The 23,395-nt window shown below is 58.5% G+C and carries 18 protein-coding genes and 1 pseudogene; 9 read left to right on the forward strand and 10 right to left on the reverse strand.

The features are described 5' to 3' along the window. Positions 1-7 precede the first annotated feature (7 nt). From ACZ1HM_RS01465 to ACZ1HM_RS01475, 3 genes are read right to left on the reverse strand one after another with little or no spacing between them, the layout of a single operon-like run. Positions 8-793: a carnitinyl-CoA dehydratase gene (locus ACZ1HM_RS01465; RefSeq protein WP_472740802.1), complete on the reverse strand. Its 786-nt coding sequence runs from the start codon at positions 791-793 to the stop codon at positions 8-10. Beyond that, a complete protein-coding gene (locus tag ACZ1HM_RS01470; protein ID WP_472740804.1) occupies positions 790-2,841 on the reverse strand; it encodes an acetate--CoA ligase family protein in 2,052 nt (683 codons plus the stop codon). Before ACZ1HM_RS01470 ends, ACZ1HM_RS01465 begins: the two co-directional genes overlap by 4 nt. Next, the gene (locus ACZ1HM_RS01475) at positions 2,841-4,001 is read right to left on the reverse strand and encodes an acyl-CoA dehydrogenase family protein (RefSeq protein ID WP_472740806.1); all 1,161 of its coding nucleotides are present in this window, start codon (positions 3,999-4,001) and stop codon (positions 2,841-2,843) included. Before ACZ1HM_RS01475 ends, ACZ1HM_RS01470 begins: the two co-directional genes overlap by 1 nt. A gap of 198 nt (positions 4,002-4,199) precedes the next feature. On the opposite strand from ACZ1HM_RS01475, the gene ACZ1HM_RS01480 reads away from it, so the two are divergent. The 3 genes from ACZ1HM_RS01480 to ACZ1HM_RS01490 are packed head-to-tail and all read left to right on the forward strand — an operon-like array spanning position 4,200 to position 7,530. Then, positions 4,200-4,841, forward strand: a complete 642-nt coding sequence (locus ACZ1HM_RS01480; protein WP_472740808.1) for a CmcI family methyltransferase — start codon at positions 4,200-4,202, stop codon at positions 4,839-4,841. Next, positions 4,842-6,653, forward strand: a complete 1,812-nt coding sequence (locus ACZ1HM_RS01485; RefSeq protein ID WP_472740809.1) for an HAD-IIIC family phosphatase — start codon at positions 4,842-4,844, stop codon at positions 6,651-6,653. It abuts the gene before it with no gap. Continuing rightward, positions 6,640-7,530, forward strand: coding sequence for a sulfotransferase (locus ACZ1HM_RS01490; RefSeq protein ID WP_472740811.1), 891 nt, complete (start codon positions 6,640-6,642; stop codon positions 7,528-7,530). The genes ACZ1HM_RS01485 and ACZ1HM_RS01490 overlap by 14 nt, the downstream gene beginning before the upstream one ends. On the opposite strand, the gene ACZ1HM_RS01495 is transcribed toward ACZ1HM_RS01490, so the two are convergent. The 3 genes from ACZ1HM_RS01495 to ACZ1HM_RS01505 all read right to left on the reverse strand — a co-directional run bounded on the left by ACZ1HM_RS01495 (position 7,482) and on the right by ACZ1HM_RS01505 (position 12,363). Further along, positions 7,482-8,264 carry a sulfotransferase family 2 domain-containing protein gene (locus ACZ1HM_RS01495; RefSeq protein WP_472740813.1) on the reverse strand — a complete coding sequence of 261 codons (783 nt, stop codon included), beginning with the start codon at positions 8,262-8,264 and terminating at the stop codon, positions 7,482-7,484. The genes ACZ1HM_RS01490 and ACZ1HM_RS01495 overlap by 49 nt on opposite strands. Then, positions 8,261-11,464 carry a glycosyltransferase gene (locus ACZ1HM_RS01500; RefSeq protein ID WP_472740815.1) on the reverse strand — a complete coding sequence of 1,068 codons (3,204 nt, stop codon included), beginning with the start codon at positions 11,462-11,464 and terminating at the stop codon, positions 8,261-8,263. Before ACZ1HM_RS01500 ends, ACZ1HM_RS01495 begins: the two co-directional genes overlap by 4 nt. Before the next feature lie 131 nt (positions 11,465-11,595). Continuing rightward, positions 11,596-12,363 carry an ABC transporter permease gene (locus ACZ1HM_RS01505; protein ID WP_472740817.1) on the reverse strand — a complete coding sequence of 256 codons (768 nt, stop codon included), beginning with the start codon at positions 12,361-12,363 and terminating at the stop codon, positions 11,596-11,598. Positions 12,364-12,448: 85 nt separating this feature from the next. Here ACZ1HM_RS01505 and ACZ1HM_RS01510 point away from each other — a divergent pair, with 85 nt between their 5' ends. Both ACZ1HM_RS01510 and ACZ1HM_RS01515 read left to right on the forward strand, forming a co-directional pair. Beyond that, entirely contained in the window at positions 12,449-13,756 is a 1,308-nt protein-coding gene (locus ACZ1HM_RS01510; protein WP_472740819.1) for a KpsE/RkpR family capsule polysaccharide export protein, read from the forward strand. Beyond that, on the forward strand, positions 13,753-14,421 hold the full coding sequence (locus tag ACZ1HM_RS01515; RefSeq protein ID WP_472740821.1) for an ABC transporter ATP-binding protein: 669 nt from the start codon (positions 13,753-13,755) through the stop codon (positions 14,419-14,421). Before ACZ1HM_RS01510 ends, ACZ1HM_RS01515 begins: the two co-directional genes overlap by 4 nt. A gap of 52 nt (positions 14,422-14,473) precedes the next feature. Here ACZ1HM_RS01515 and ACZ1HM_RS01520 read toward each other — a convergent pair. Then, positions 14,474-15,544, reverse strand: a pseudogene (locus tag ACZ1HM_RS01520) (glycosyltransferase family 4 protein); the annotation flags it as partial. A 13-nt stretch (positions 15,545-15,557) separates the two neighbouring features. Then, positions 15,558-16,457, reverse strand: coding sequence for a glycosyltransferase (locus ACZ1HM_RS01525; protein ID WP_472740823.1), 900 nt, complete (start codon positions 16,455-16,457; stop codon positions 15,558-15,560). A gap of 403 nt (positions 16,458-16,860) precedes the next feature. On the opposite strand from ACZ1HM_RS01525, the gene ACZ1HM_RS01530 reads away from it, so the two are divergent. Together ACZ1HM_RS01530 and ACZ1HM_RS01535 are read left to right on the forward strand one after the other, a co-directional pair. Next, entirely contained in the window at positions 16,861-17,901 is a 1,041-nt protein-coding gene (locus ACZ1HM_RS01530; protein WP_472740825.1) for a glycosyltransferase, read from the forward strand. Positions 17,902-17,903: 2 nt separating this feature from the next. Continuing rightward, positions 17,904-19,127 (forward strand): glycosyltransferase, encoded by a 1,224-nt coding sequence (locus tag ACZ1HM_RS01535; protein WP_472740826.1) that lies wholly within the window; start codon positions 17,904-17,906, stop codon positions 19,125-19,127. A 170-nt stretch (positions 19,128-19,297) separates the two neighbouring features. On the opposite strand, the gene ACZ1HM_RS01540 is transcribed toward ACZ1HM_RS01535, so the two are convergent. Both ACZ1HM_RS01540 and ACZ1HM_RS01545 read right to left on the reverse strand, forming a co-directional pair. Beyond that, the gene (locus ACZ1HM_RS01540) at positions 19,298-20,881 is read right to left on the reverse strand and encodes a calcium-binding protein (protein ID WP_472744541.1); all 1,584 of its coding nucleotides are present in this window, start codon (positions 20,879-20,881) and stop codon (positions 19,298-19,300) included. Beyond that, a complete protein-coding gene (locus ACZ1HM_RS01545) occupies positions 20,797-22,014 on the reverse strand; it encodes a hypothetical protein (RefSeq protein ID WP_472740828.1) in 1,218 nt (405 codons plus the stop codon). The genes ACZ1HM_RS01540 and ACZ1HM_RS01545 overlap by 85 nt, the downstream gene beginning before the upstream one ends. Before the next feature lie 212 nt (positions 22,015-22,226). On the opposite strand from ACZ1HM_RS01545, the gene ACZ1HM_RS01550 reads away from it, so the two are divergent. Further along, on the forward strand, positions 22,227-23,219 hold the full coding sequence (locus ACZ1HM_RS01550; RefSeq protein WP_472740830.1) for a DUF2793 domain-containing protein: 993 nt from the start codon (positions 22,227-22,229) through the stop codon (positions 23,217-23,219). A 1-nt stretch (position 23,220) separates the two neighbouring features. Then, the gene (locus ACZ1HM_RS01555; RefSeq protein WP_472740832.1) at positions 23,221-23,394 is read left to right on the forward strand and encodes a hypothetical protein; all 174 of its coding nucleotides are present in this window, start codon (positions 23,221-23,223) and stop codon (positions 23,392-23,394) included. Position 23,395 lies beyond the last annotated feature (1 nt).

Raw genomic sequence — 23,395 nt, forward strand, 5'->3', positions numbered from 1 at the left:
CTGTTCTTCAGCGCCCTTTCCACACAGGGTCGCGTTTTTCGGCGAATGCTTTGGCACCTTCCAGCTGATCTTCGGAGGCATAAAGCACATCCACGGTGCGCAGCTGACGTTTGGTGATACGGTTCATCGCATCCTGAAATTTGCTGTCTTCGGCGTCGCGCACAATTTCTTTGATCGCGGCGTAAACCAGCGGCGGTCCAGAGGCGAGCAATCGCGCCAGTTCCCAGGCGCGGTCCATCAGCTGATCTGGCGGCGTGATCTCATTGATCAATCCCCACCCCTTCGCCTCTTCTGCGTCAAACCATCGGCCTGTCAAAAGCAATTCCATTGCGATGTGATAGGGGATGCGTTTGGGCAGCTTAACCGAGGCTGCATCCGCCACTGTGCCAGAGCGGATTTCGGGCAGCGCGAAAGTGGCGTGATCTGCGGCAAGGATCATGTCAGCAGACAGGGCCAGTTCAAGCCCACCGCCGCAGCAGATGCCATTCACGGCGGCGATCACGGGTTTGTTCATGTCGCGCAGTTCTTGCAGCCCACCAAATCCGCCAACGCCATAATCGCCATCGACCGCGTCGCCATCTGCCGCGCCTTTTAGATCCCAACCGGGGCAAAAGAACTTGTCCCCCCCACCGGTGATGATGGCCACCCGCAGTTCTGGATCATCGCGGAACCCGGCAAAGACATCCCCCATGATCCGCGAGGTCGCGAGGTCAATTGCGTTTGCTTTGGGCCGGTCCAGCGTGACTTGCAAGACCGCGCCATCGCGGTGGGTTTTGATGGGGCTGTCGGTCATGGTTCATCTTTCACTGTGATCAACGCGTCGGCGGCGACGGCGTGTGTGGGCGTACATATCAACGGATTGATCTCAACCTCGCCCACTGTGTCGGGGCCTGCAAGGACATAGTCCTGAAGGGCAAGGATGGTCTGTTCGATCTGATTAAGCGCAGCGCCGGGTTTGCCGCGGAACCCAGTGAGCAGGGGATAGATGCGCAAGGATTTTAGCGCGTCGTGGATATCACGCTCTGACACTGGCAAAAGGCGGGTGGCCGTATCGCGCAAAAGCTCTGTCATGATGCCGCCCGCGCCAAGGGTCAGCGCAAAGCCATGGGCGGGGTCACGTGTGATCCCGACAAGGAGTTCGGCCGCGCCACCTGTTACCATCGCCTCAACCAGGACGGTTGGCGTTCCGATGTCGCGTGCGGTTTCCTCCCAATTGTCCTTAGCGATCCCAAGGCGCACGGCACCTGCCTCAGATTTATGCGCCATGCCTTCGCCTTTGATGGCATAGGTATCGGCATGGAATGCATCGCCGGTATGGTCATTGTCCGGGTCCGCGAGGGCATCGAACCCGTCCTCTGTTACACGGAAACGGCAGTTCCACGGGATCATGATGTTACAGCGGGCAAGGCGGGTTTTGGCCTGCGCTTCGGTCAAGGTGCGCGTATGGGGCAGGGCCGGAGCGGGGGCGACAGGCAGGTCATGTGGCGCGCCAATGCACGTTGCAGCCTCGGCAGCGGCAAGCGCTTCTTCAAGGCCGTTCAGTGGCGTGACACCGCCTGCCATAAGCTCCGCTGCGATGTGCAGTGGCATCAGCTCAAACAGGCTGGAGACAATGGCGAAGGGGCGGCCCGTCTGCGCACGTACGGCCAGCGCGGCATCGACCGTGCACCGCCAGGCGCGATCATCCGTGGTGGGATAGTCCACGATGCTCATTGTCAGGTCGATGCTTGGGGTGCTGATGGCGGACCATGCTTGGGTCATGCGGGGCACGTCGCCCCAGATATAGGTGTGGTAGTCCAACGGGTTGCTGAGCGCGACCATGGGCCCAAGCGCCTCACGCAGGCCGGTTTGTTGCCCGCCGTCCAGCGGTGGGAAGTGCAGATCACGGGCCGTGGCGAGGTCTGCGACCAAACTCGCCTCTCCGCCTGAACAGCTGATGGAGGCCAGCCGGTTGCCGGCCAGCGGACCATTGCAATGCAACAGTTTGAGCGTCTCCAACAGCACAGCGGGAGAGGCCACGCGCGCAATGCCCAGCCGGTCCAGCAGCGCCTGCGCGCCTGCGTCAGAGCCTGCAAGGGACGCGGTATGCGAAACTGTGGCTGCACGCGCCTGTTCGGACACACCCGCCTTGAGCACGACCAGAGGCACGCCTTTGGCATGGGCGTCGCGGGCGAGCGCCTCCCACTCCGCTACGTTGCCGAACCCTTCGACATGCAAACCGATCGCGGTGACACGGTCATCATCCAAAAGGGCGCGCGCGATCTGTGCCTGACTGGTTTGCGCCATGTTCCCGCAGGCCACTGCGTAGGCGATGGGCAAACCGCGCTGCTGCATGGTCAGGTTGATGGCAACGTTAGAGCTTTGGGTCAGCAGGGCGATGCCACGCGCAACAGGTGTGCACCCATGCTGGTCAGGCCACATCACTGAGGTGTCGAGCGCGTTGACAAAACCATAGCAGTTTGGCCCAAGGATGGGCATATCGCCCGCCGCCTGGACCAGCGTGTCTTGCAGGTTGTCTGCCTCTGCATCCTCTGCCGCCGCTTCGGCAAAGCCCGACGCAAAGCACACCGCACCCCCTGCACCCGCTGTGGCCAATGCGGCCACCACCTCAATCGTGGCGTTGCGGTTCACGCCGATGAATGTCGCATCGGGAACGGCGGGCAGATCATTGATACTGGCAAAGGCCGGCAGGCCCGCAACCGTGTCGCGCGTGGGGTGAACGGGCCAAACTGGGCCGGAAAAGCCAAACCTCTGGCACTGTTCAATCACATTGGCGCACCATGTCCCGCCGCCGACGACGGCAATGGATTTCGGGCGCAAAAGACGTGAGAGATCGCGCATCACGCCCCCAGTGGGCGCAACAGATCACGAGAGATGATGTGGCGCTGGATCTCTGACGTTCCATCCCAAATACGTTCTACCCGCGCGTCCCGCCAAAAGCGTTCGATGGGGAAATCATCCATCAGGCCCATGCCGCCAAAGATTTGCAACGTGGTGTCGGTCACACGGGCAAGCGCCTCTGAGGCGTAGAGCTTTGCGCTTGCAATCTCGCGGTTGGCGGGCAGCCCCTGGTCCAGCCGCCAAGCCGCGGCAAGCGTCAGCCAATCTGCTGCGTCAATCTCAGTGATCATATCGGCAATCTGGAAACTGACGCCTTGGAACTTGCCAATCTGCTGGCCAAACTGCTTGCGCTCTGCTGAGTAATTCAACGCGTAGTCAAAACAGCGGCGCGCCCGGCCCACGCTAAAGGCGGCGACCGTGAGGCGCGTGGCATAGAGCCATTCGTTCATCACTGCAAAACCGCCATCCACCTCGCCCAGCACCTGGGCATCCGGCAGGCGGCAATTGTCGAAATAGAGGATGCAGTTTTTGTAGCCTTTGTGGCTGACCGAATTATAGCCATCGCGCACTTCAAACCCAGGCGTGCCACGATCCACCAGAAAGGTGGTGATGCGTTTTTTGGGCCCTTTGGGGGTGTCATCCACCCCGGTTGCGATGAAGACGATGAAGAAATCGGCATGTTCCGCGCCCGAGATAAAGTGTTTGGAGCCGTTCACGACCCAATCGCCCCCGTCCCGCACCGCGGAGCATTTCATGCCGCGCACGTCAGACCCTGCATCAGGCTCTGTCATCGCCAGCGCATCCATCTTTTCCCCGCGCACCGCTGGCAGCAAATAGCGTTCGCGCTGTTCGTCGTTACACGCCATCAGGATGTTCTGAGGCCGGCCAAAGAAATGCGTGAGCGCCATGGAGCCGCGCCCCAGCTCCCGCTCCACCAGCGTAAAGTCCATGTGGCTCAGCCCCGCGCCGCCGGCCTCTTCGGGGAAGTTGCAGGCGTAAAACCCCAGATCGATCACCTTTTGCTTGATCGCTTCACCCAGCTCATGCGGGACCTGGCCGGTGCGTTCCACCTCCGCTTCGTGCGGATAGATCTCATTTTCCACAAAGCTGCGGACGGTTGAGACGATCATCTCTTGCTCGTCGCTCAGACCAAAGTGCATGGCGGGTTTCCTTTCGGCGTCTGTCGGTCTGACACTAGGCAGTCCAGCGGCGCTTAGCAGTGAAAAAGCGACGGTTTGTCCGTCAAAAAAGGACAGCAAGGTTAATCCCTTGTTTACCGATATCCGCCCACAAAGAGCAGGGCGGAGGGCGGAAGCCCGACCCGCTTTCGCTGGCGGCAGTAAAGGACAGAACACAGCATGATCAGATCCTTCAAAACGCCTTTTTCGCGCCCTTCGTTGGGGGCTTATCATCAGGGCGTGATGCAATACCGATACCGGGATGTGATGTGCAACAAGTCGCCCATCGACATCGCGCTCTATTTGCATCTGATCCATGCGGTTGGGCCGGGAACGCTGATTGAATTGGGGTCAAAACACGGCGGCTCCGCCCTGATGTTCCGCGACATGATACGCACCTACGGTTTGGACACGCAGGTGGTGTCGATCGACCGCAGCATGCCGGATGTGGACCGGCGGTTTGACGGCATCCGCTTTGTCGAAGGTGATGTGATGGCGCTGGAAGAAACCTTTTCCAAACATGGGCTGTTTTCCCTGCCGCGCCCCTGGATCCTGTCCGAAGACAGCGCGCATACCTTTGACGCCTGTATGGCGGTGATGGCCTTTGGCGCGCGGCATTTGCGGCGCGGCGAATACCTAATCATCGAAGATGCGGTGTTGGAAGAACTGGATCTGGCCGACCGATTTGATGGCGGCCCCAGCCGCGCCTTGCAGACGTTTCTGACGGACCATCCAGAGGTCTACGAGATCGACACAGACTACTGCGATATGTTTGGCGTGAACGCCACCACCAACCCCAATGGCTACCTCAGGAGGCGTTGAATGAACGTGGCCCCCGTCAACGATCATGTTCTGTCCCTGCCCGAAGACATTCGGCTGGTGATTTGGGATCTGGATGAAACCTTTTGGGATGGCACGGTGACCGAAGGCGGCATGCGCTACCGTCTGGATCACCACGATCTTGTCGTCACGCTTGCCGGGCGTGGCATCATCTCAGCGATCTGTTCCAAAAATGACCGGGCTGAAATTGAACGCATTCTGCGGGCGCAGGAACTTTGGCGCTTCTTCGTCTTTCCTAGCATTGACTGGACGCCCAAGGGCCCACGACTGCACCGCATGGTGGCCGATATCGGGCTGCGTCCCCAAAGCGTTTTGTTCATTGATGACAACGCCATGAACCGCGCACAAGCCAAGCAAATGGTGCCGGGGCTGAATGTGGCGGGGCCTGAGATTATTGCCCAACTCGCCGATGCGCCTCAGCTCTTGGGCAAGTCTGATCCCGGCCTGACACGGCTGGCGCAATACAAGGTGAAAGAGCGTAAGTCCCAGGCGATGGCGGCAACCGGGGACGATTGCTTTGCCTTTTTGCGGGCCTCTCGCATCCAGGTGCGTGTTGAGCATGATGTTGAGGCGCATCTGGACCGGGCCATCGAACTGGTGAACCGAACAAACCAGCTCAATTTCACCAAAAACCGCTTGCCCGAAGATCTGCCCGCCGCCCGCGCAGCTTTGACAGAACAACTGGCCCACAACACCACCGATGCTGGTCTGATCCACGTTCAGGATGCCTATGGGGACTATGGGTTTGCGGGGTTTTACCTAACCGAGCGACGGAACAACAAACGACACCTTAGGCATTTCTGCTTTTCCTGCCGGACGCTGAACATGTTCATTGAACATTGGGCCTATGCGTTTCTGGACCAGCCAGAGCTGAGCGTGTCTGGAAAGGTGCTGACGAACCCCACAACAGACGACGTCAAAGTGGATTGGATTACACCGCTTAAAGGTCCCGCGCAGCCAAAAGCGCGTCAGGGATCGGACCTGGCGTTTGACCGGATCATCGCCCGCGGCGGTTGTGACCTGGCCAGCTTGATGCACTACTTCCGGCTCTATGGCACTGAGGTGATTGAAGAGTTCAATCACCCCAAAAACGGTCAGATGTTGCGGCGGGATCATTCCGCTTTTCTGATGCCCGCTTTGACAGACGGTCTGACCCCGGCAGAAACGGAAGCGGCAGCGCTGTTGGGGTATGACACCGCTGATTTTCAGAGCGCCCTTTGTGGTTCCCACCCGGCAAGCACCCTCATTTTTCTGAGTTTTTGGGCCGATGCCGACATTCCGCTTTATCAGCACAGCGAAACCGGCATGGAGTTGCCCTATTGGTTGATTGGGGCACAGAACCAGGACCTGATCACCAAGTCCGAACTTGGCGCGGCTCTGGCTAAAACAGATACCCAAAGGGCGCGTCTGGCAAAGTTAGAGACAAATTTTGCGCACATCGGCCTGCTGTACACGGATGAGATGCAGCGCCGATATCGTCAAATATTGGACCACATCGGTCCGAAGCCCGCCATCGTCTTGGTCCTGGCCAATGAGCGCGGCCCGCGGTTCTACAGTGATCCATCCGGTCCCGAACACCCGCATCACAAACGGCTCAACCAGGCATTGCGCGCAGCGGCCCAGGGGCGGCGAAATGTGATGGTGTTGGACCCTCAGGATCACATCAATGGCCCGCAAGACCTGATTGATTTGAACCATTTCAAACGTCCCATTTACCACGCGATGGCGAAAGAGGTGCTGGAGCGGCTTGGTCAAAAACTGCACATGACAGGAGCGTCCGATGCTGCCGCCTGAGCCCAAGATCTTTGGCAATCTGTTCCTCAGCGTGGGGGCGATGAAAGCGGGTACAACCTGGCTTTATGCGGTGTTGTCACGCCATCCCGCGCTGCATTTCGCCTTGGAAAAAGAGATCCACTATTTCTATCACCGCTACGTCAACCCATCGCAGCTGAGTGAGGCGTACCGCCTGCGCGAAGCGCGCGAAAGGTATCTGTTTCGCTTCGATCCAGAGAACGCCAACATTGATGCGGTGCGCGCGAACCTGCGGTGGGTGGCGGCCTATCTCAACCGCCCCGTGGATGACGATTGGTACCGTAGCCTGTTTGAGCTGCGCGATCATCAATCCTATGCCTGTGATTTTTCCAACCTACAGGCCCAGATCCCGGAAACAGCCTGGCCCAAAATTGCGTCGCAATGCGAAAAGTTGCGGGTGCTTTTCACCATGCGCGATCCCGTCCAGCGGCTTTGGAGCCACACCAAGTTCCACCTTCAAGTCACGGGTCAGCTAGAGTGTCTGACACGCTGGGGCCCCGCCCAGTTTGACGAATTTATCCGCCGCCCGCACATCTGGGTGAACGCGGAATATGGCCATATCCTGCGCACTCTGAAACGCGCGTTGCCCGAAAATGCGGTCAAGGTCATCACCTATGAGGCGCTGCACCAAGATCAACGCGGCACCCTGCGGGAGATTGAGAGGTTCCTCGGGGTTGGCCATCATGACTATCCCCAGTCTCTGCTGGATCGGCGTTTTACCGAAAGCGTGCGGCATCAGATGCCGGAGTTCTTTCCTGAACTGATTGCAGAGGACGTGCGCCGCATCTGTGATGAGGTGCAGGCCGAAGGCTATGCGATCCCCGGTTCTTGGAGGGTTCCGACAACAGCACTTGTTTGACCCGGCAGCGTACGGGCATACCGCAGCAGGGCCAGATCATCCGCGTTTTCTTTGCTCAGCAGGTCTTTCATTTCGGGTGACACGGCATGCGCATTGTTCGACCCAGAGGCGTTCGCTGTCACGGGCCGCCACGCGTAGTTCGGATAATGCGGGAGCAGCAAGGCGCTCAGCCTGCGCATCGCACCGTTAAAGTCTGAGACAAGCCCGACCACCCCCTGCTCTGCCACCTCACGCAGCGCGGTTTGGGCACGTTGCAACTCTGTCCCCGGGCTGTCTGGTCTTAGGCTGGCCAGACGCTGGGTCTGAAAATTCTGACACTGCCTGTCGCCGGTAAAGGACAGACGCTCATGCACATACCCGGCAAAACCGTGCTTTTTGGCCAAGACCGCGCCGCGCGTTTTGGCTTCCTGGGCGCGTTCAAAACGGTAAGCTGACGCAATCCGTTCGATTGGATCGCGCAAAAGCAGGATGGGGTAGATCCGTATCCCATCCATGCGCGGCAGCGGCCCAAGCATCGTATGCGAGGAATAGGCCACCCCCGCCGGGGTTGCCTTGATCCAGTCCGCGACGGCCTGGCTATTGTTATTGCCTTGCCCCGAAAACTCTTTGGTATGCCAACGGGGACCAAAGTTCTGCTGCAGGATGTGGTCAACGGATGTGCCGGCGTTTTTGAACAGGTGGTTGTGCAAAACCACGTGCCGATGGGCAGCGTGCGGGTGGCGAGGGGCGTTCATGGCTGGCTCCGGTATAAATCGGCGGCTTCAAAGGCGTGGCGCATGACACTGCGCCCTTTCTGAAAGGAGAATGTCGCCTGCATATAGGCCCGCGCATTTTGAGAGATTTCGGCCCAGAGCGCGTCATCCTGTGTCAGCGCCTCAATCGCTTGCAGCCAATCTTGCGGGGTTTCGGCGATGATGCAGTCATGGCCTGACCGCAGCCCGATTCCTTCGGCGGCGATGGGGGTAATGACGCTGGGAATGCCATGGGCCAGCGCGCTCATCACCTTTCCTTTGATCCCAGCACCCGACAGTAGCGGTGCCACAAAGATCCGGTGGGGATCAAAGGCATCTTGCAGCCTGTCTACAAACCCCACCGGTGTGACGCGACTGTTGCCAAGGGCGCGGATCTCCTCCGTCATCCCGGCCCCATAGATCGACAGGCCACACCGCGGCAGCCGCGTCAGTATCCGTGGCATCACGCTGCGCGCAAACCACGTGATCCCTTCGACATTGGGGTGGTGCGCAAAACTGCCCAAAAAGCTAAGACCGCGACGGTCTTGCGCTGGGGGCACGGTGTCTGGCAGCGTCACGACCCATGGGCATTTGACCACTTTCGCCGCCCCGTCGGTATAGGCCTGAATGACGGAGTGTTCGACGTCATTGTAGGACAGAACCACGTCCACCTGGTTGATCACGTCAAGCTCAGCCGATCGGGTGTCTTTCGCCTGATCCAGCAGGGCGTCTGAGCCGGAAGAGGCCGCTGTGCGAAGTTCGCGCAGGAAGTGCAAATCGGCGTTGTTGAACAGGATTTTGGCCTGTGGTGCCTGTTTGCGCAGCTGCGCCAACACGTTTTTCGCAACGTAGTAACGGGTGATATAGATCGCGTCGAAATCACCAGCGTGCGCATCCAGATACTCAGCCGGGTTCATGAAAAACGGCGCATGTACGACTTCGATGCCGTCGTTTTGCAACGCCTCAGTATAGCTGCCCAGATGGGCCATATTGGTTGAAATGAACGTAACCTTATAGCCCAGCGACTGGACCAGCTTCATTTCCTGATAAGCGGCATACGAGCCAGCATCATGATCCGGGCGCGGCACGGTTTGGTCGATAAACAGAACGCGCCCAACGATCCCACGGTCTTTTTCCAGATCTGGCCGCACCGCTTCAGAGCCGTGGCGGGCAAAGGCGTTGGCCCATTGGCGTTTGAACTTCGGGCGATTGACCTCTTGGTACTTCTTGAAGCCGGTGGACACATCCTGGCCCGATGTTGTTCCTTCGAAATGATAAACGACTGATCCGGGGATGTACCAGGTGGCATACCCAGCCTCACGGATCTTAAAGGCTAAATCGGTGTCTTCGAAATACATCGGTTCAAGATAGGCAGAGAGACCACCGATCTCTTGCCAAACCGTCCGAGGGGCCAGCAGGGCGGCACCCGACAAATAGTCAGCCTGCCGGGCATAGCAGAACCGTGGATCTTGCGGGTTCTCCCCCTTGCCGTAATTCCAAGGGTTGCCAGACCCCCAGACAATGCCGCCCGCATCTTGCAGATCACCATTGGGGTACAGCAGCTTGGAGCCAACCAGACCCACGTTGTCGAAGCGCGAAAAGGCGTCAACCAAGGCATCAAGCCAGCCGGTCGTGACCTCAACGTCATTGTTCAGCAGGGCCACATATGTCCCACGCGCGCGATCAACACCTGCGTTGCAGGCCCTGATAAAACGCTGCGGGTGCGGGTGGCGGACGATGCTGATGCCGGACACAAAGGTCTCAAGCGATTTGGTGGCATCCGTGGATGCATCGTCCACCAGGATCACCTCAAAACTCACCCTATTATGTGCCACGAGCAGGGAGCACAGGGTCAGGTAGGTGAATGCGATGTTGTTGTGGGCCGGGATCACAACCGTCACATCCGGCTTGGCATGTTGCTGGAACCGCAAGGGTTTCAGCACGACCTTTTCAGGCCCTGCCTCAAGCGTGTTCAGGGCATGTGTGATTTGATCAAAGTCCGTGCTGAGATGCGCCGCGTTGGCCATCAGTGCCTTGAGGCTGGGATATCGGCGGGGTGTTTGGGGCAACAGTGCCGCAGGCAGCGGTGCGGTGGATTCCCGTTGCATCACGTCTGGCGGGGTTGCCGTGTAGGGCATCAGGTGATCGCCCTCAAATAGAGTGACGGAGCCTGACCGGTCTTTGATCGACAGCCGCCGCACCTGGCCATTCAGATAGCTTGGCGGGATGCGGATGATCGTATCGCCGGGTGAAATATGGACGGGCATCACGTGCTGGCCGTCAATGCTGAGCACCACTTCGATCTTTTCGTCCGCCTCGCAGATCAACGTATGGCCATAGTTTTCGCGCAGGCGAAAATTGGGTTTGGAGAGGGGAATTATTGGAAAAACCTCTGGCCCGACCTGAACGGCAAGATCCTGTCCAGGCACAAGCGCGTTTGGCAAAGGTGCCCTGATCCACTGGCCATCGGCGTGTTCTGCCATGCCGTATAGCCACTGCGGCTCAAGGATTTGGCGGGCCTCAACAGGCTCATCCGCGGCGGCGACATGCACATCGGCGAGAAACAAGAAGGGTTCTGTGCCTTTTTCGTCGGGCTCATGATGACGGTATTCAATTTCTAGCAGCACATCACATTTCTGGAAATGCTGCGGCACGGGTTGGCTGATTTCGTCATAGCCGCTGCGCAGCGGGCCGCCGGCATAGGCCGTGTCAAAGCGCGTGAAATGCCGTTCTTCTTGCAGTGAGACCGGATCGCGGAAAATCACGCACAGCGTGGCAGCAGCGCGGTGGGCCGCGAGGGCCGCGCGAAAGGTCATGCCTTCTTTGACGGTGTCGATATGGATCTGACTGCCCAGGAAAATCTGACAAGGCGCATCATATTGGTTGATCATCACCTGCACGGTATCGCTGCCAGAGAGCGCCCAATCTGTCAGGTGGTTCATCCAAATGGCATAGATTTGCCCCGGCGCATCCTCAGGTGGCAGGACATGGGTATTCTGGAGCAGGGCCGTATGATTAAGCCGTTGTTGTGCTGCGCTGCGCAGGATCTGCTCAGGCTCTGACGTGCAAGGCTCAAACGGTGAAAGCGCATCGCCCAGACGGATTTCCATCGGCTTGTCCGTGGCCGCCTTTTCGACGTTGCCAAACACCGTTCCGTCCAACATCACCAAGCACCGCAGCTCAGACATGAAATCAACCGACATACACACCCCGTTTTCGATCAGCACTCAGCGTGCCGAGGTCTTTACCGCATGGTTTGTCTTAAATTTGAGTTAACTCAGATGAACAGGTGGTTATTGATCGAGGATGTCCCGGTGATAGCGGTTCAACAGCATCAGCCCCGCAACGGCTGTGACCCCGGCCACCAGCAGCGGATAGGCAATTGAGACGTATGTGGGTTGGTAGAAGGGTAAAACCCATCGCGCATCAGCCCGGCGGTGTGCACCAGCGGATTGTACCAAAGGTAGTCCGCCAGGGGTTGTGGGATCGATTCAAACAAAAAGAACATACATGAGATGATGAACAGCGGTCGGTTTACCACAGCCCAGGCGGTGGCCCAGATCGGATAGGCAAGTGTCAAGAAGCTGTTGAGCGTACCGATGCCAAACCCGAGGGCCGCGGCCAGAAAAGTGGCCATCGCGACCTTTGAAAAATCAAAGACCGTCGTCGGTTCCAGTACAAATACGATGAAGCCTAAGATCAGCGTGTGCACGATGACTTGAGTCAGCAAGCTCAGGATCAGACGTGCCAGCAGCGCATCCAGATAGGTGACGCGGGGATAGGCCAGCAACGCACGGCTGAACTGAACCGTTTGCCCAAGTTTCGCGGCAAGATCCGCGTAAAGCATCAGGGGCAGAATGCCAGCCGCGTAGAACAGCGAAAAACTGTCCCCCAGAGGCGGCGTTCTGAACCCGATGGAGAACACCATGGTCAAAAGCGCAATGCCAGCGGCAGGTTCCACAACGGCCCAGATATATCCCCCGGGCGAGCGGCCATAGGTGGTGTTGATCTCACGCAAGACCAGTGCGCCTATCGCGCGCGGCGTGGCCAGGCGCGACGCCACCGGGCGCAGCTGTTGCGGGGCATCTGAGGGGTAGGACATGGGCCACCTTCGGCGTTGCGAGGTTACCAAAAATTAACCTCTGGCCGGATAATCTGGGACAAATACAACTAAAAAGTTAATGAGCATGCCGGACAGGGCGACCGAAGAAGCCAAGATTGTCGGAGAGATCCGCCGCCTGAAACACGCGGCCGGGGCTGACGCGCGCGCTGTGCCAGTTGCTCCCGTACCAAAGCCACCCCCCGCACCGGCCAAAGTGCCAGCGCCGCCGCCTGCACCGCCGGGCATTCCCACCTTTGACATCAAACCGCCCGCTCAACCCGCCCGTCCACGCAGGCGGCATCGTTTGTTGCTGTTGTCCTTTCTGGTCATGGTGGTTCTGCCCGCCGCCGGATGTGCCTATTACCTTTGGCAACACGCGGCGGATCAATATGCCTCTCGCGTCGCGTTCTCCGTCCGTACGGAAGAGAAAAGCTCAGCGATTGAACTGTTGGGCGGCATCACCGAATTATCCGGGTCCAGCTCATCCGACACGGATATCCTGTTTGCCTATCTCAACAGCCAGGAATTGGTGGCCCAGGTCGATACACAGGTCGATCTGCGCGCCATGTGGTCGCGTGTTTCAGTGGAACAAGACCCGGTTTACGCCTTTGACCCTGCGGGGAGCATTGAGGATCTGAAAGATCATTGGTCACGGCAAATCGCGGTTATCTATGACAGCCGGACGGGGCTTATTGAACTGGAAGTCCATGCATTTGACCCCTTGGATGCCCAGCGGGCCGCGCAAGCGATACTGGATATCTCGGCCGGGATGATCAACCGACTGTCCCGGATCGCGCAACAGGATGCGATTGGGTTCACCAATGACGAACTTGAGAATGCAAAGATCCGGCTGAAAACCGCACGGCAAGCGTTGACGCAGTTTCGCAACCGGACGCAAATTGTCGATCCGACGATGGATACGCAAAACCAGATGGGCCTTTTGGTAACGCTGCAACAGCAGTTGGCCGATGCGCTGATTGATGCGGATTTACTGCGCGAAACCACACGCGCGAGTGATCCGCGTGTCACCCAGGCCTCTCGCCGGATCGAAGTGATTGAGGCACGGATCGCTGCCGAAAAACGCAACTTGGGCCTGGGCGAAGATGGCGAAAGTGATGCAGCATACGCCACCCTGGTCGGCGAATACGAAGGGCTTATCGTGGACCGTGAGTTTGCAGAAGCCGCCTATACCGCCGCCTTGGCCGCCCACGACGCGGCACTGGCTGAGGTGCGCAAACAAAGCCGGTATCTGGCCGCACACGTCAAACCAACGCTTGCGGAAAAAGCGGAATATCCTGAACGGCTGAAGCTACTGGGCATTGCGACGGTGTTTTTGTTTTTCGGCTGGGCGCTCTTTTGCCTGACCTATTATGCGCTGCGGGATCGGCGATGATCCGGCTTGAAAACCTGGCCAAGTGGTTTTGGACCCGGCAGGGCAGGCACGTGATCGTCGATCATCTGAACGCCACCTTCCCTTCCCACAAAAGCGTGGCGTTGCTGGGCCGCAATGGGGCAGGCAAAAGCACCTTGCTCAAGCTTATTTCAGGCACCATCCGGCCCACGATGGGGCGTGTGTTGTCCTCTGGCACGGTGTCATATCCGGTTGGGTTTCAGGGCTCTTTTCACCCCGACCTCACCGGCGTGCAAAACACGCGGTTCGTCGCCCGGCTTTATGGTGTTGATAGCGATGATCTGGTTGCCTTTGTAGAGGATTTTGCCGAGCTTGGCGCGCATTTTCGGATGCCGCTTCGAACCTATTCGGCAGGGATGAAATCACGTCTGTCCTTTGGGGTATCCATGGGCATCCCCTTTGACACCTATTTGGTGGATGAGGTCACGTCTGTGGGCGATGGGGCGTTTCGGCACAAAAGCGTTCAGGTTTTTGACAAGCGCATGCAAAACGCCGGTGCCATCGTTGTTACCCATTCCCCGCCGATGGTCCGCCGCCTGTGCCAGATGGCTGCGGTGTTGGAGGAGGGACAGTTGCATTTTTACGATGACTTGGATGCAGCGCTAGAGCATCACGAACGTAATCTGGCGCAGCCTGTTCGTGCCTAACCTCAGCCAGCAGTGCGCGCAGCAATGCCCGCGCATTGCGCTGGAACAGACGGGGGGACCAATTGCGTTGCCAAACCGCCTGAATGTCTCGTCTTAGCGCGTCCTCATTAGCCTGAAATCTGTCCAAAAGCGCATCAATCTGGCGGGCATCCTTGGCTAAATCCTGTGTCCCGACCAGCAGGCTGCAGGGGTGCAGCGCGGTCAGATCAGTGGCCCCCGGAAAGTTCCGCAAGATGATCGGCAGCCCGGCTTCAAAAGCCTCCAGCGCGCCGATGGGCGTCCCTTCATACCGCGAGGTTAACAGATAGGCGTCCGCCCCCAGCAAGGGCAACCTGGCGTCCGGGATCGGGCCGGTAAAACTGATGCGTTTCACATCCCATGGCGGCAGCCCGGCGGTGATTTTCCTTTGCACCATCTGATCCTCTGTCCCCGGCCCGCAAAGCATCAATTGGTAATGGCCGGGAAGCGCTGCCAAAAGGCGGGCCGCAAAAGCATAGTCTTTTTGCCGCCCCGCCCGTCCCGTCATTACCAAAGTGCGGGTCGCTGTTTTGGGTTTTTGAACAGGGGCGTAGGGGTGCAGATCAGAGCAGTTGGGCAGGATGTGCACCCGGTGCCGAGCGAGCCGCAACCCGCCTGTATCCCGCGCCATCCACCCCGCCATCCGGCAGTTCAGAAAGATCAGGTTTTGTGGCGGGCAACTGGCAACCAATACACGCTCAAGCTGCCTGCAGAGCCAATGAACCACGGGGTGGTATCCTGGCCCGTAGGGCAGGCCGTGATGCGTAAAGGCAACCGGACACCCGGGCCGCCAAAGCCGCAGGGCCAAAGCCAGGCGCAAGAGCAAAATTGGCAGACGGGCATGGACCCAGATCAGATCTGGGGCATGGCTGTCGAACGCTTTCATCAATCCCGTGATCCCGGACCAAAGATGCTGCAATGACAGTTTATTGCGCAAACCCTCCACAACGACATGCTGTGCAGATGTGTTGGCCAGCGGCGCATAGCCCCCTTCATCTTGATCAGAGATGACGGTGATCTGCGCATCCGCGCCCAGCGCATCGACCAAATGGAGGATGTGGCGCGGGACACCAGACACGCGTCCGTCCCCCCCGACAAGGATCACCCGCGGCTTTTGGTCAGACGCGGCCAAGGCTGGCGGCCCCCCAAAAGCCCAAGGTGCCGATCACGTTCTGGCGGTAAGGCGACACACGATGCAGGCCAACCAGCCGCGCTAGCAGCCTTTGTTCGCGCGCATGGATGAAAGAGGCCAGTGTGCCTTGTGCCCGTGGTGTCAGCAGATCTTGCACGACGTGAAGCGCATCGAGATTCCCCTGCACCCGCGCCATGAATGTGCCCTGCAAAACGCCACGTTTGCGGGCGATTTGCGCGCGCAGTCCATGCCCGGCCCCAATCGCATTGTTGCCATGCTGGCGGTACATGACCTGAGGCGTTCCATTATCGAATTTTACCGCACCGCCCGCGCCCGCAATCAGCAAATAAAGCCACCAATCATGCGCAAAAACTGGACCGGTCCGCCGCGCCGCCCTTTTTGCCAACGCGGCTGCGTTCGGCGTTAGCATCATGGTGTTGCCCGGTGCGATATTCTCAGCCAGCGCATTCCTGAACCCACAGCGTCGCCAAATGCGTTTGGACGGGCAGTACCGGTTGCGATCTGGATACCAATACATCTGCCGCCCGCAGGTCAGGCCAAGCTGATCATGCATTCCGCGTAACATTGACAGGTTTTTGTAGAGCTTTTCAGGCTGCCAAACATCGTCTTGATCAGCGAATGCAACGAAGCCCGCGTCATTTGGTAACCCCTTGATCAAGGACATGAAATTGGCTGAGAAGCCCTGCTGGGGACCTTCGCGCACCGTCACGCGACCAGGATGCAGTGCGGCAAAGCGATGAAGGATATCAATGGTTTCGTCGGTCGATCCATCATCGCTGGCGATGAGCCGCCAGTTCACCGACGCCTGGCCCGCGATACTGGCCAACTGGGCCGCCAAATGCGTTGCCCCGTTTCGGGTGGCCATCAAAATGGTCACTTTTGGGACGAAGGGTATGAGGGCCAAATGGGTCGTCATCATTCGTTCAAAAAAACGGAAAAGGGTTCACAAATTGTTAAGTGTCGCTGCTTAGGCCAAAGGCATCGCGTCAGAAGGGGTAAACGGTGCCACATTCACGGACTTTTGCATTAGGTTGCCGCTTTTTTGCCGTTGTCCGGGAACAGGGGCTTCGGACGGCTTTCACGCAAGCCTTAGGCTATCTTGCCCGGCGGTTAAGCGGACGTCGGCAAACGGGTCTTGCGGGCGTGTCAGATGAGGTTGCGGAGCCTGCGAACAACCATCTTGGGGGGGTTGGCAAACGCTCGCCCGGGCTGAGGCGTTTCATATCCATGCCGCGCCGCGGCTGAACCGCAAGGCCAGACAAATCGCCATGATTGCCGATCTGAACCTGCCGCAATGTCGCAAATACCGGGTGGAACAACTGGCGGCGTTTTGGCGTGCCCGAGGTGTTGAGTTTGAATTTGCTCATTATCAGGACATCCCGCGCGCCGTGCGGATCATGCAACACGCTACCCATCTGATGGAGTACCGTTTGCAATCGGGCCCCGCCGCCGAAATGCTGCGTTATGAGGCGCGCAGGCTGCGACTGCCCATTCTCTATGATCTTGATGACCCGCTCTTTTCGGTCTCGGCCTATGAAACCTACCGCAACATGGAAGGAGTGGATGCCGGGATGAAGGCGCATTTTCTGGCGGCCGCCCCGAAGTATCTAAGCATGATGAACGGGGCGGACATCATCTCGGTTTCCACCCCGGGGATGGCGCAACAAGCCCAATTGCTGAGCGACCGTCAGATTTGTTTGCGCCGCAATTTCGTCGATACCGAAACCTTGGAAAAGGGCAAAGCGGTGCAGGGTGTTGAAAAACCCGAAGGGTTTTGCGTAGCCTTTGCCAGTGGCTCACAGGGGCATGAGGTTGACCTCAAAGAAATCTTCAACCCGCTGACAGAGTTCTTGTTGGCTGCCCCTGACAGGCGGTTGATGTTGCTGGGGCATATCGAACGCCGCCACTTGCCCAAAGCACTTTGGCCGCGCACGGAACAGATCCGGTTTAGCGACTACGAAAGCTATCTGAACACGCTCAGGCGCGCCGATTGTGCGCTCATGCCGCTTTGTGATGATGCGTTCAACCGCTGCAAAAGTGCCGTGCGCGTGCTGGATGCGGCTGCGGTCAGCGTGCCCAGCATCGTCGCCCCCGTCGGCGATCTAAGTGCTGTGGTACGCCATGGCGAAACCGGATTTATCGCAGCCAATGCGCAAGATTGGTCTAGCGCCTTGAAAGAGCTTGCTGCGGACCCGCTGGGCGCGCGCAACATGGGGCTGCTGGCACGGCGGGAAGTGGAGGAGAATTGGCAGGCATCTGACCGGCCACATATTATCGCGCCAGAACTGCTGGATTGGGTTGAGGCCTGAGCATGCGGCACATCCTAGTCGCCAACATCCATTTCGCGCCCTTCAGCTATGGCGGCGCTACCATTGTCGCAGAGGAAGTGGCGCAGGCTTTGATCCGCGCGGGCGGGTATCGCGTCTCTGCAATCTCGCTTTGTCAGCGAGAGGATTTGGCACCCTATATGGTGATCAAATCCGAAGTGGGCGGCGTTGAGAACTATCTGATCAACGTGCCGCACAACCGGAACTACGGCGAAATGTACAACAATCCTGAGGTCACGACCCGCATTGCCGAACTGACTCAGGCGTTGATGCCGGATCTGGTACATGTGCATTGCATCCAGGAAATGGGCACAGGCGTATTGGCAGTGGCCGCGGCGCAAAACATTCCTGTTGTGCTAAGCGTTCATGACTTTTGGTGGCTCTGTGAGCGACAGTTTATGATCCGCGTGGACGGCAGCTATTGCGGGCAATCTCCGGTTCAGATCAAAGCGTGCAAAGGCTGTGCCGATAACTACTGGGCGGCCAAGATGCGGTTTGATCATTTGCAAGAGATGGGTCGCCTTGCTGATGTGGTGACCTATCCCAGCACCTTCGCCAAGGATTTGAGCGAGGCATCAGGTTTTGCCACGGGGCGCGGGGTGGTTTGGGAAAACGGTGTACGCCTGCCCGACCCAGCCTTTTTTGACCGCCAGACCGCCCGGCGCCTTAAACAAGACAAGCTAAACTTTGGTTATATCGGTGGACCATCTGCGATCAAAGGCTGGCCGCAGATCAGGGAGGCGTTTCGCGGTTTGGACCGCGACGATTTCCGCATGCTTGTTGTGGATGGCAGTCTGGATGGCAGTTGGTGGGCCAAGCGCAACCTGAAACCCCTGCCTGGCGAGTGGGTGATCCACCCGCGCTTTGATCAGGAAAGCATGGATGCATTCTATGCCCAGATCGACGTTTTGTTGTTCATGTCACAATGGAAAGAGACCTTTGGATTGGCCATTCGAGAGGCTTTGGCCAGGGGCATTCAGGTGATCCAGACAGACAGTGGCGGCACCGTCGAACATGGCGCAGTCGCCCAGGATCAGTTGATCCCCATCGGTGCCGGGACAGAGCAATTGCGGCGACAGCTTATCCAGGCGATTGAGCTTGGGGCAACCAAACATGCGCCCGTACCCGTCACCAGCTTTGCCGATCAGGCCCGCGCGTTCCACGATTTGGTAGAAGAGGTTCTCAACAAAAGCCGGCGAGCGGCTTGAGTGAGGGAGCTGGGGCGTTTGGTTGCAAAGAGTGGCCCCTTTCAGATCAGCGTTGATACTGATTTGAGGGGTCAGAAGGGAAAGGCTTAAGCCAACACCTTACCCCCCTGTTTGAAGGCAACGGCGACAAGAGGCCGTGGTGGGTGCGGCTTTGCCCAAATCCGCTGGCCCTAAAACTCAAAATCGCTGGCGTCTAGATCGTTCAAGTTCACCTTACTCAGCCGGATGGTGTTGCCGCTGCCCGTGTTTAAAATCACGTCCTGACCGGATTGATGCGCATTGCTCATGACATCGCTGAACTGATTAAGCTCACCGTGGTGAGAAAAATCGATCACCTCATTGCCACTGGCCGCATCAAAATCCGCTATCGTATCCTGGCCGTGACCGTTGCTGAACACAAAGGTGTCCGCATTGAAACTGCCATAGAGCAGGTCATTTTCGGTGCCGCCAATGACGGTATCAAACCCTGCGCCGCCATATACCGTGTCCTCTCCGGTGCCGCCGTCGATGACGTCATTGCCCTGCCCGCCAAAGAACCGGTCACCCTCTTCGCCGCCCCAAAGCGTGTCGTTGCCTTCCTGGCCAAACACCCCGTCACCCGACCCACCGCCATAGATCTGATCATTGCCGCGACCCCCAAAGAGCCGGTCAAATCCGAGGTTGCCAATCAACGTATCGTTGCCATCCTCACCATAGAGATTGTCAGACTGGTGCCCCCCATCCAGCAGGTCATCCCCGTCGCCCCCATTCAGCAGATCAAAGCCCGCGTTGCCAAACAGGGTGTCATTGCCGCCTTCCCCAAACACCCCATCCACACTCAGGCCAAAGTTGCTGCCAGCGCTGAGCCAGTCGTTGCCCTCACCCCCAAAAAGCCGGTCGGGCGAGGCACCGGCCCAGGCGCGATCGTTGCCATTTCCGCCACGTATCTGGTCAAAGCCATCGCCCCCCAACAGGATGTCATTTCCATCGCCACCGTTTAGGGCATCTGCAAAGGTATCGCCCACCAAAGTGTCATTGCCGCCCCCGCCGTTGAGGGTATCAAAGCCTGCGGAGCCTTTCAGCAAATCGCCATCCGCGCCGCCGTCAATGCTGTCATTGCCGCCCTGTCCATCGACGCGGTCAACACCTGCACCGGACTGGATTGTGTCATGCCCCAGCCCGCCAAAAAGCCTGTCATGTTGCCCACCGGACAAGATCACATCATCGCCACTGCTGCCCATATAATCCCCCTGCTGCGGCGAAAGCGGGAAGCTGGGCGCGTTGATCCAGGTGGCAGACAGCGTTTCTGGATCAATCCCGGATGGGTTTTCAACGCTGCCGGGATTTGGATCCGCGCGGGGTGTGCCTGTGCTGTCAGGATAAACCGCCGGGTCCGTTTGGATGCGGTTGCCGGTGATCAGATTGCCGGTGTTGAAGTGCTGCGCATTCAGGCTGGTGCCGTTCGCGGTGCGCACCTCCAGCACCTCACTGCCAATGCGGAATTCAGCTCCCCAGGAGCGTGATGAAATCGTCATGCCCCCCAGCCCGCTGATCTGGCTGAAATCGCTCAGATCGATCCGGTCAAACCCAAGCTGAAAGTCCTGGATCACATCCCGCGCGCCGTCTTCAACCAGGATGAACGTATCGCGTCCGCCGTCGCCGCGCAGCGTGTCAGAGTTGGCCCCGTCCATCAGGATATCATCCCCGGAACCGGCGGTGATTGTGTCGCGCCCGCTGGCCCCGGACAGGATGTCATCTGCGACAGTCCCCTGCAGCGCGCCGCCACCCGCGCTGGCAGATCTGTTCCCGCCAAGCTGCGGCAAATCAATGGAGAATTCCGCAAGATAGGGCGCGGCTTCGGTTGAGGCCCAGATACGCAAGCCATCGGGTGTTGCCATCGCATCCAACGACGTGATGCCGCGCAGGGGCGTTTGAATGCTGCCAGCCATGGCTTCGACATGCTGCAACCGCCCCCCGGCAGGACAGAAAACAAGCTAAGCCCGCTGTCTGATCCGGCCGCAAGGACGAAGTTATGCTCTCCAACAGCAACGTTTGTGACATGGCTTGCATCGGCAAAGCGGGTGCTGCGGTCATCAATGACGTGATCAACGGGGACAATCCCGTTCCCTGTGACCTGAAAAGACGTCAGTGAATCGGTGCCTGAGCCTGCAACCACCACGTAAAGCCGACCGTCCGCCGCGGTCGTTACGGTCAGCGCGCCCGGCCTGTCCACCCAAAGGCCATCCTGGACACCTGCATCATCAATGTGCTGCATTCTGCCATCGCCCCCTTGGCGAAACATGCTGACGGTATCGGCACCCAGATAGCTGACAAAGGCGTAGGTTTCGCCATTGTGGGTCGCAGTGACAATGTCTGTCGCCCGCTCCCCTTGCATCGCCGCCCCTTGATAGATGTTGGACATGTTCAGGCTATCGCCGGCAAAAGAGAGGCTGACCAAGCCGCTGTTGCGCAACGCGGCAAGCCCGCTGGAGCCATCGTTGATCAGCTCCATTTCTGACAACCCGCTTAGGTTGCGGCCCGACGCGCTGACGCTGACGGCCCCGTCAATGGGCGGGCCCCAGCCATTGCTGTCCAGCTGCACCCCTGTCAGCGCGCTTGAGTTCAGGCCCGCCATGAAAAGCTGACGGGTGCCGCCGGAGTTACGCAACACCAGATCGGTGGTTTCCAGCTGCAGCAGATGGGGCGCGATGCGCCATTGTTGTTGCAAGGTCGCAGTGCCCGGCGTGGCCCCCAGATCATAAGCGCTCAACCAGCCATCGCCACGGGTGGCGGCAAAAAGGGTTGGGCCCTGCGCGCCATAAACGATCTTTACGTCATTCAAGCCGACAAGACCGAATTCCTCGGCTGTAAAGAGCTGTCCGTGCTGGGTAAAGGTGGCTCTGACCATGATGCCTCTCTGATATGGATCGGCATTTCCTTGCCACTTGGGTGGGGACAGTTCCGGGGCAGATCATGGCGGTTCTGCGGCGTTTGGCTGCAATTTGAACGGTTGGCGTTGCGTCTGATTGCACGCGGCCGCGCGCCGGCTTTGGGAATAATTCACCCAACTCGCCAAGGTTTTGACGACGTTGGCTATCCATCAGTTTCAGAGGGTTTTTTATGTCGCAGACATCTCCGGTTCTTTCGCTGCCCTACATTCAACCTGCCCAGGCGCAAAAGCATGTGACCCATAACGAGGCCCTGCGCGTTCTGGATGCGATCACGCAGCTTAGCGTTATCAGTGCGGCGTTGACCGCCCCGCCGGGGCAAGTGGCGTCAGGCGACCGCTATATCGTTGGCGAAAACGCAACCGGTGCCTGGGCCGGTCAGGATGCGGCGGTTGCGGTTTGGGTCGACAACAGCTGGCAGTTCTTTGCGCCAACGGTGGGATGGCGCGCGGATGACAATGCCACCGGCGAACAGTTGCGCTTTGACGGAACAAACTGGCAAAGCACATCCGGTGTGGTCAACTTGCAGAATATCCCTGCCGTTGGGGTGAACACCAACGCGGATGGCACCAACAGATTGGCGGCCTCATCTGATGCGACGTTGTTGACCCATGCGGGCAGTGGCCATCAGTTGAAGTTGAATAAGAATACCTCAGCCGATACGGCCAGCCTTCTGTTTCAGACTGGGTTCTCGGGCCGCGCCGAAATGGGGACAGCGGGATCGGATGATTTTGCAATCAAGGTCAGCGCGGATGGGACGGTGTTTAAAACGGCCCTGCGCATGGATGCCGCCGATGCAGCGGTTCAGATCCCGTCCGGGCAGACCTATTTCGAAGATGTCTTTATCTTGAATGACACGTCGTGGTCGATGGATGTGCCGTGGTCTAACCCTTCCCGGATCATGATGTGGCTGAGCATCAATATGGAGGGCAGGTTTTATCTGTTTTCCATCACAGGGACGCTGACAGGTGCAAACAACTTTGGCGAAATGTTCGCAAACCCGCCTGGCAGCCTGACGTATCATACAGGGCCATTGACCGGCACGACGGGCCCCGCAGGGGGCATTGCGATTGCCATGGACACCACGGGGGCGGTGCCAAAGCTGCACTTGGAGAACCGATTGGGGTCCAACCGTCTCTTCACGCTTGCGACACTGGGGAAATAAGATGACTGATGAGAACAACACACCATCCTACCGGATTGCCGTCCTCCCACAGATCGGGCGGGTTCAAGTACCTGCGCATATGACGGATGCAGAAGTGCTGAGCGCGGTTCTTGAGGCCAGCGAAACCGCAACGGCACCGCAAAAAACCAAGAAAAAGCCTAAAATCAGGCGTTAAT

This window comes from Sulfitobacter sp. GN1-4, assembly GCF_055693825.1.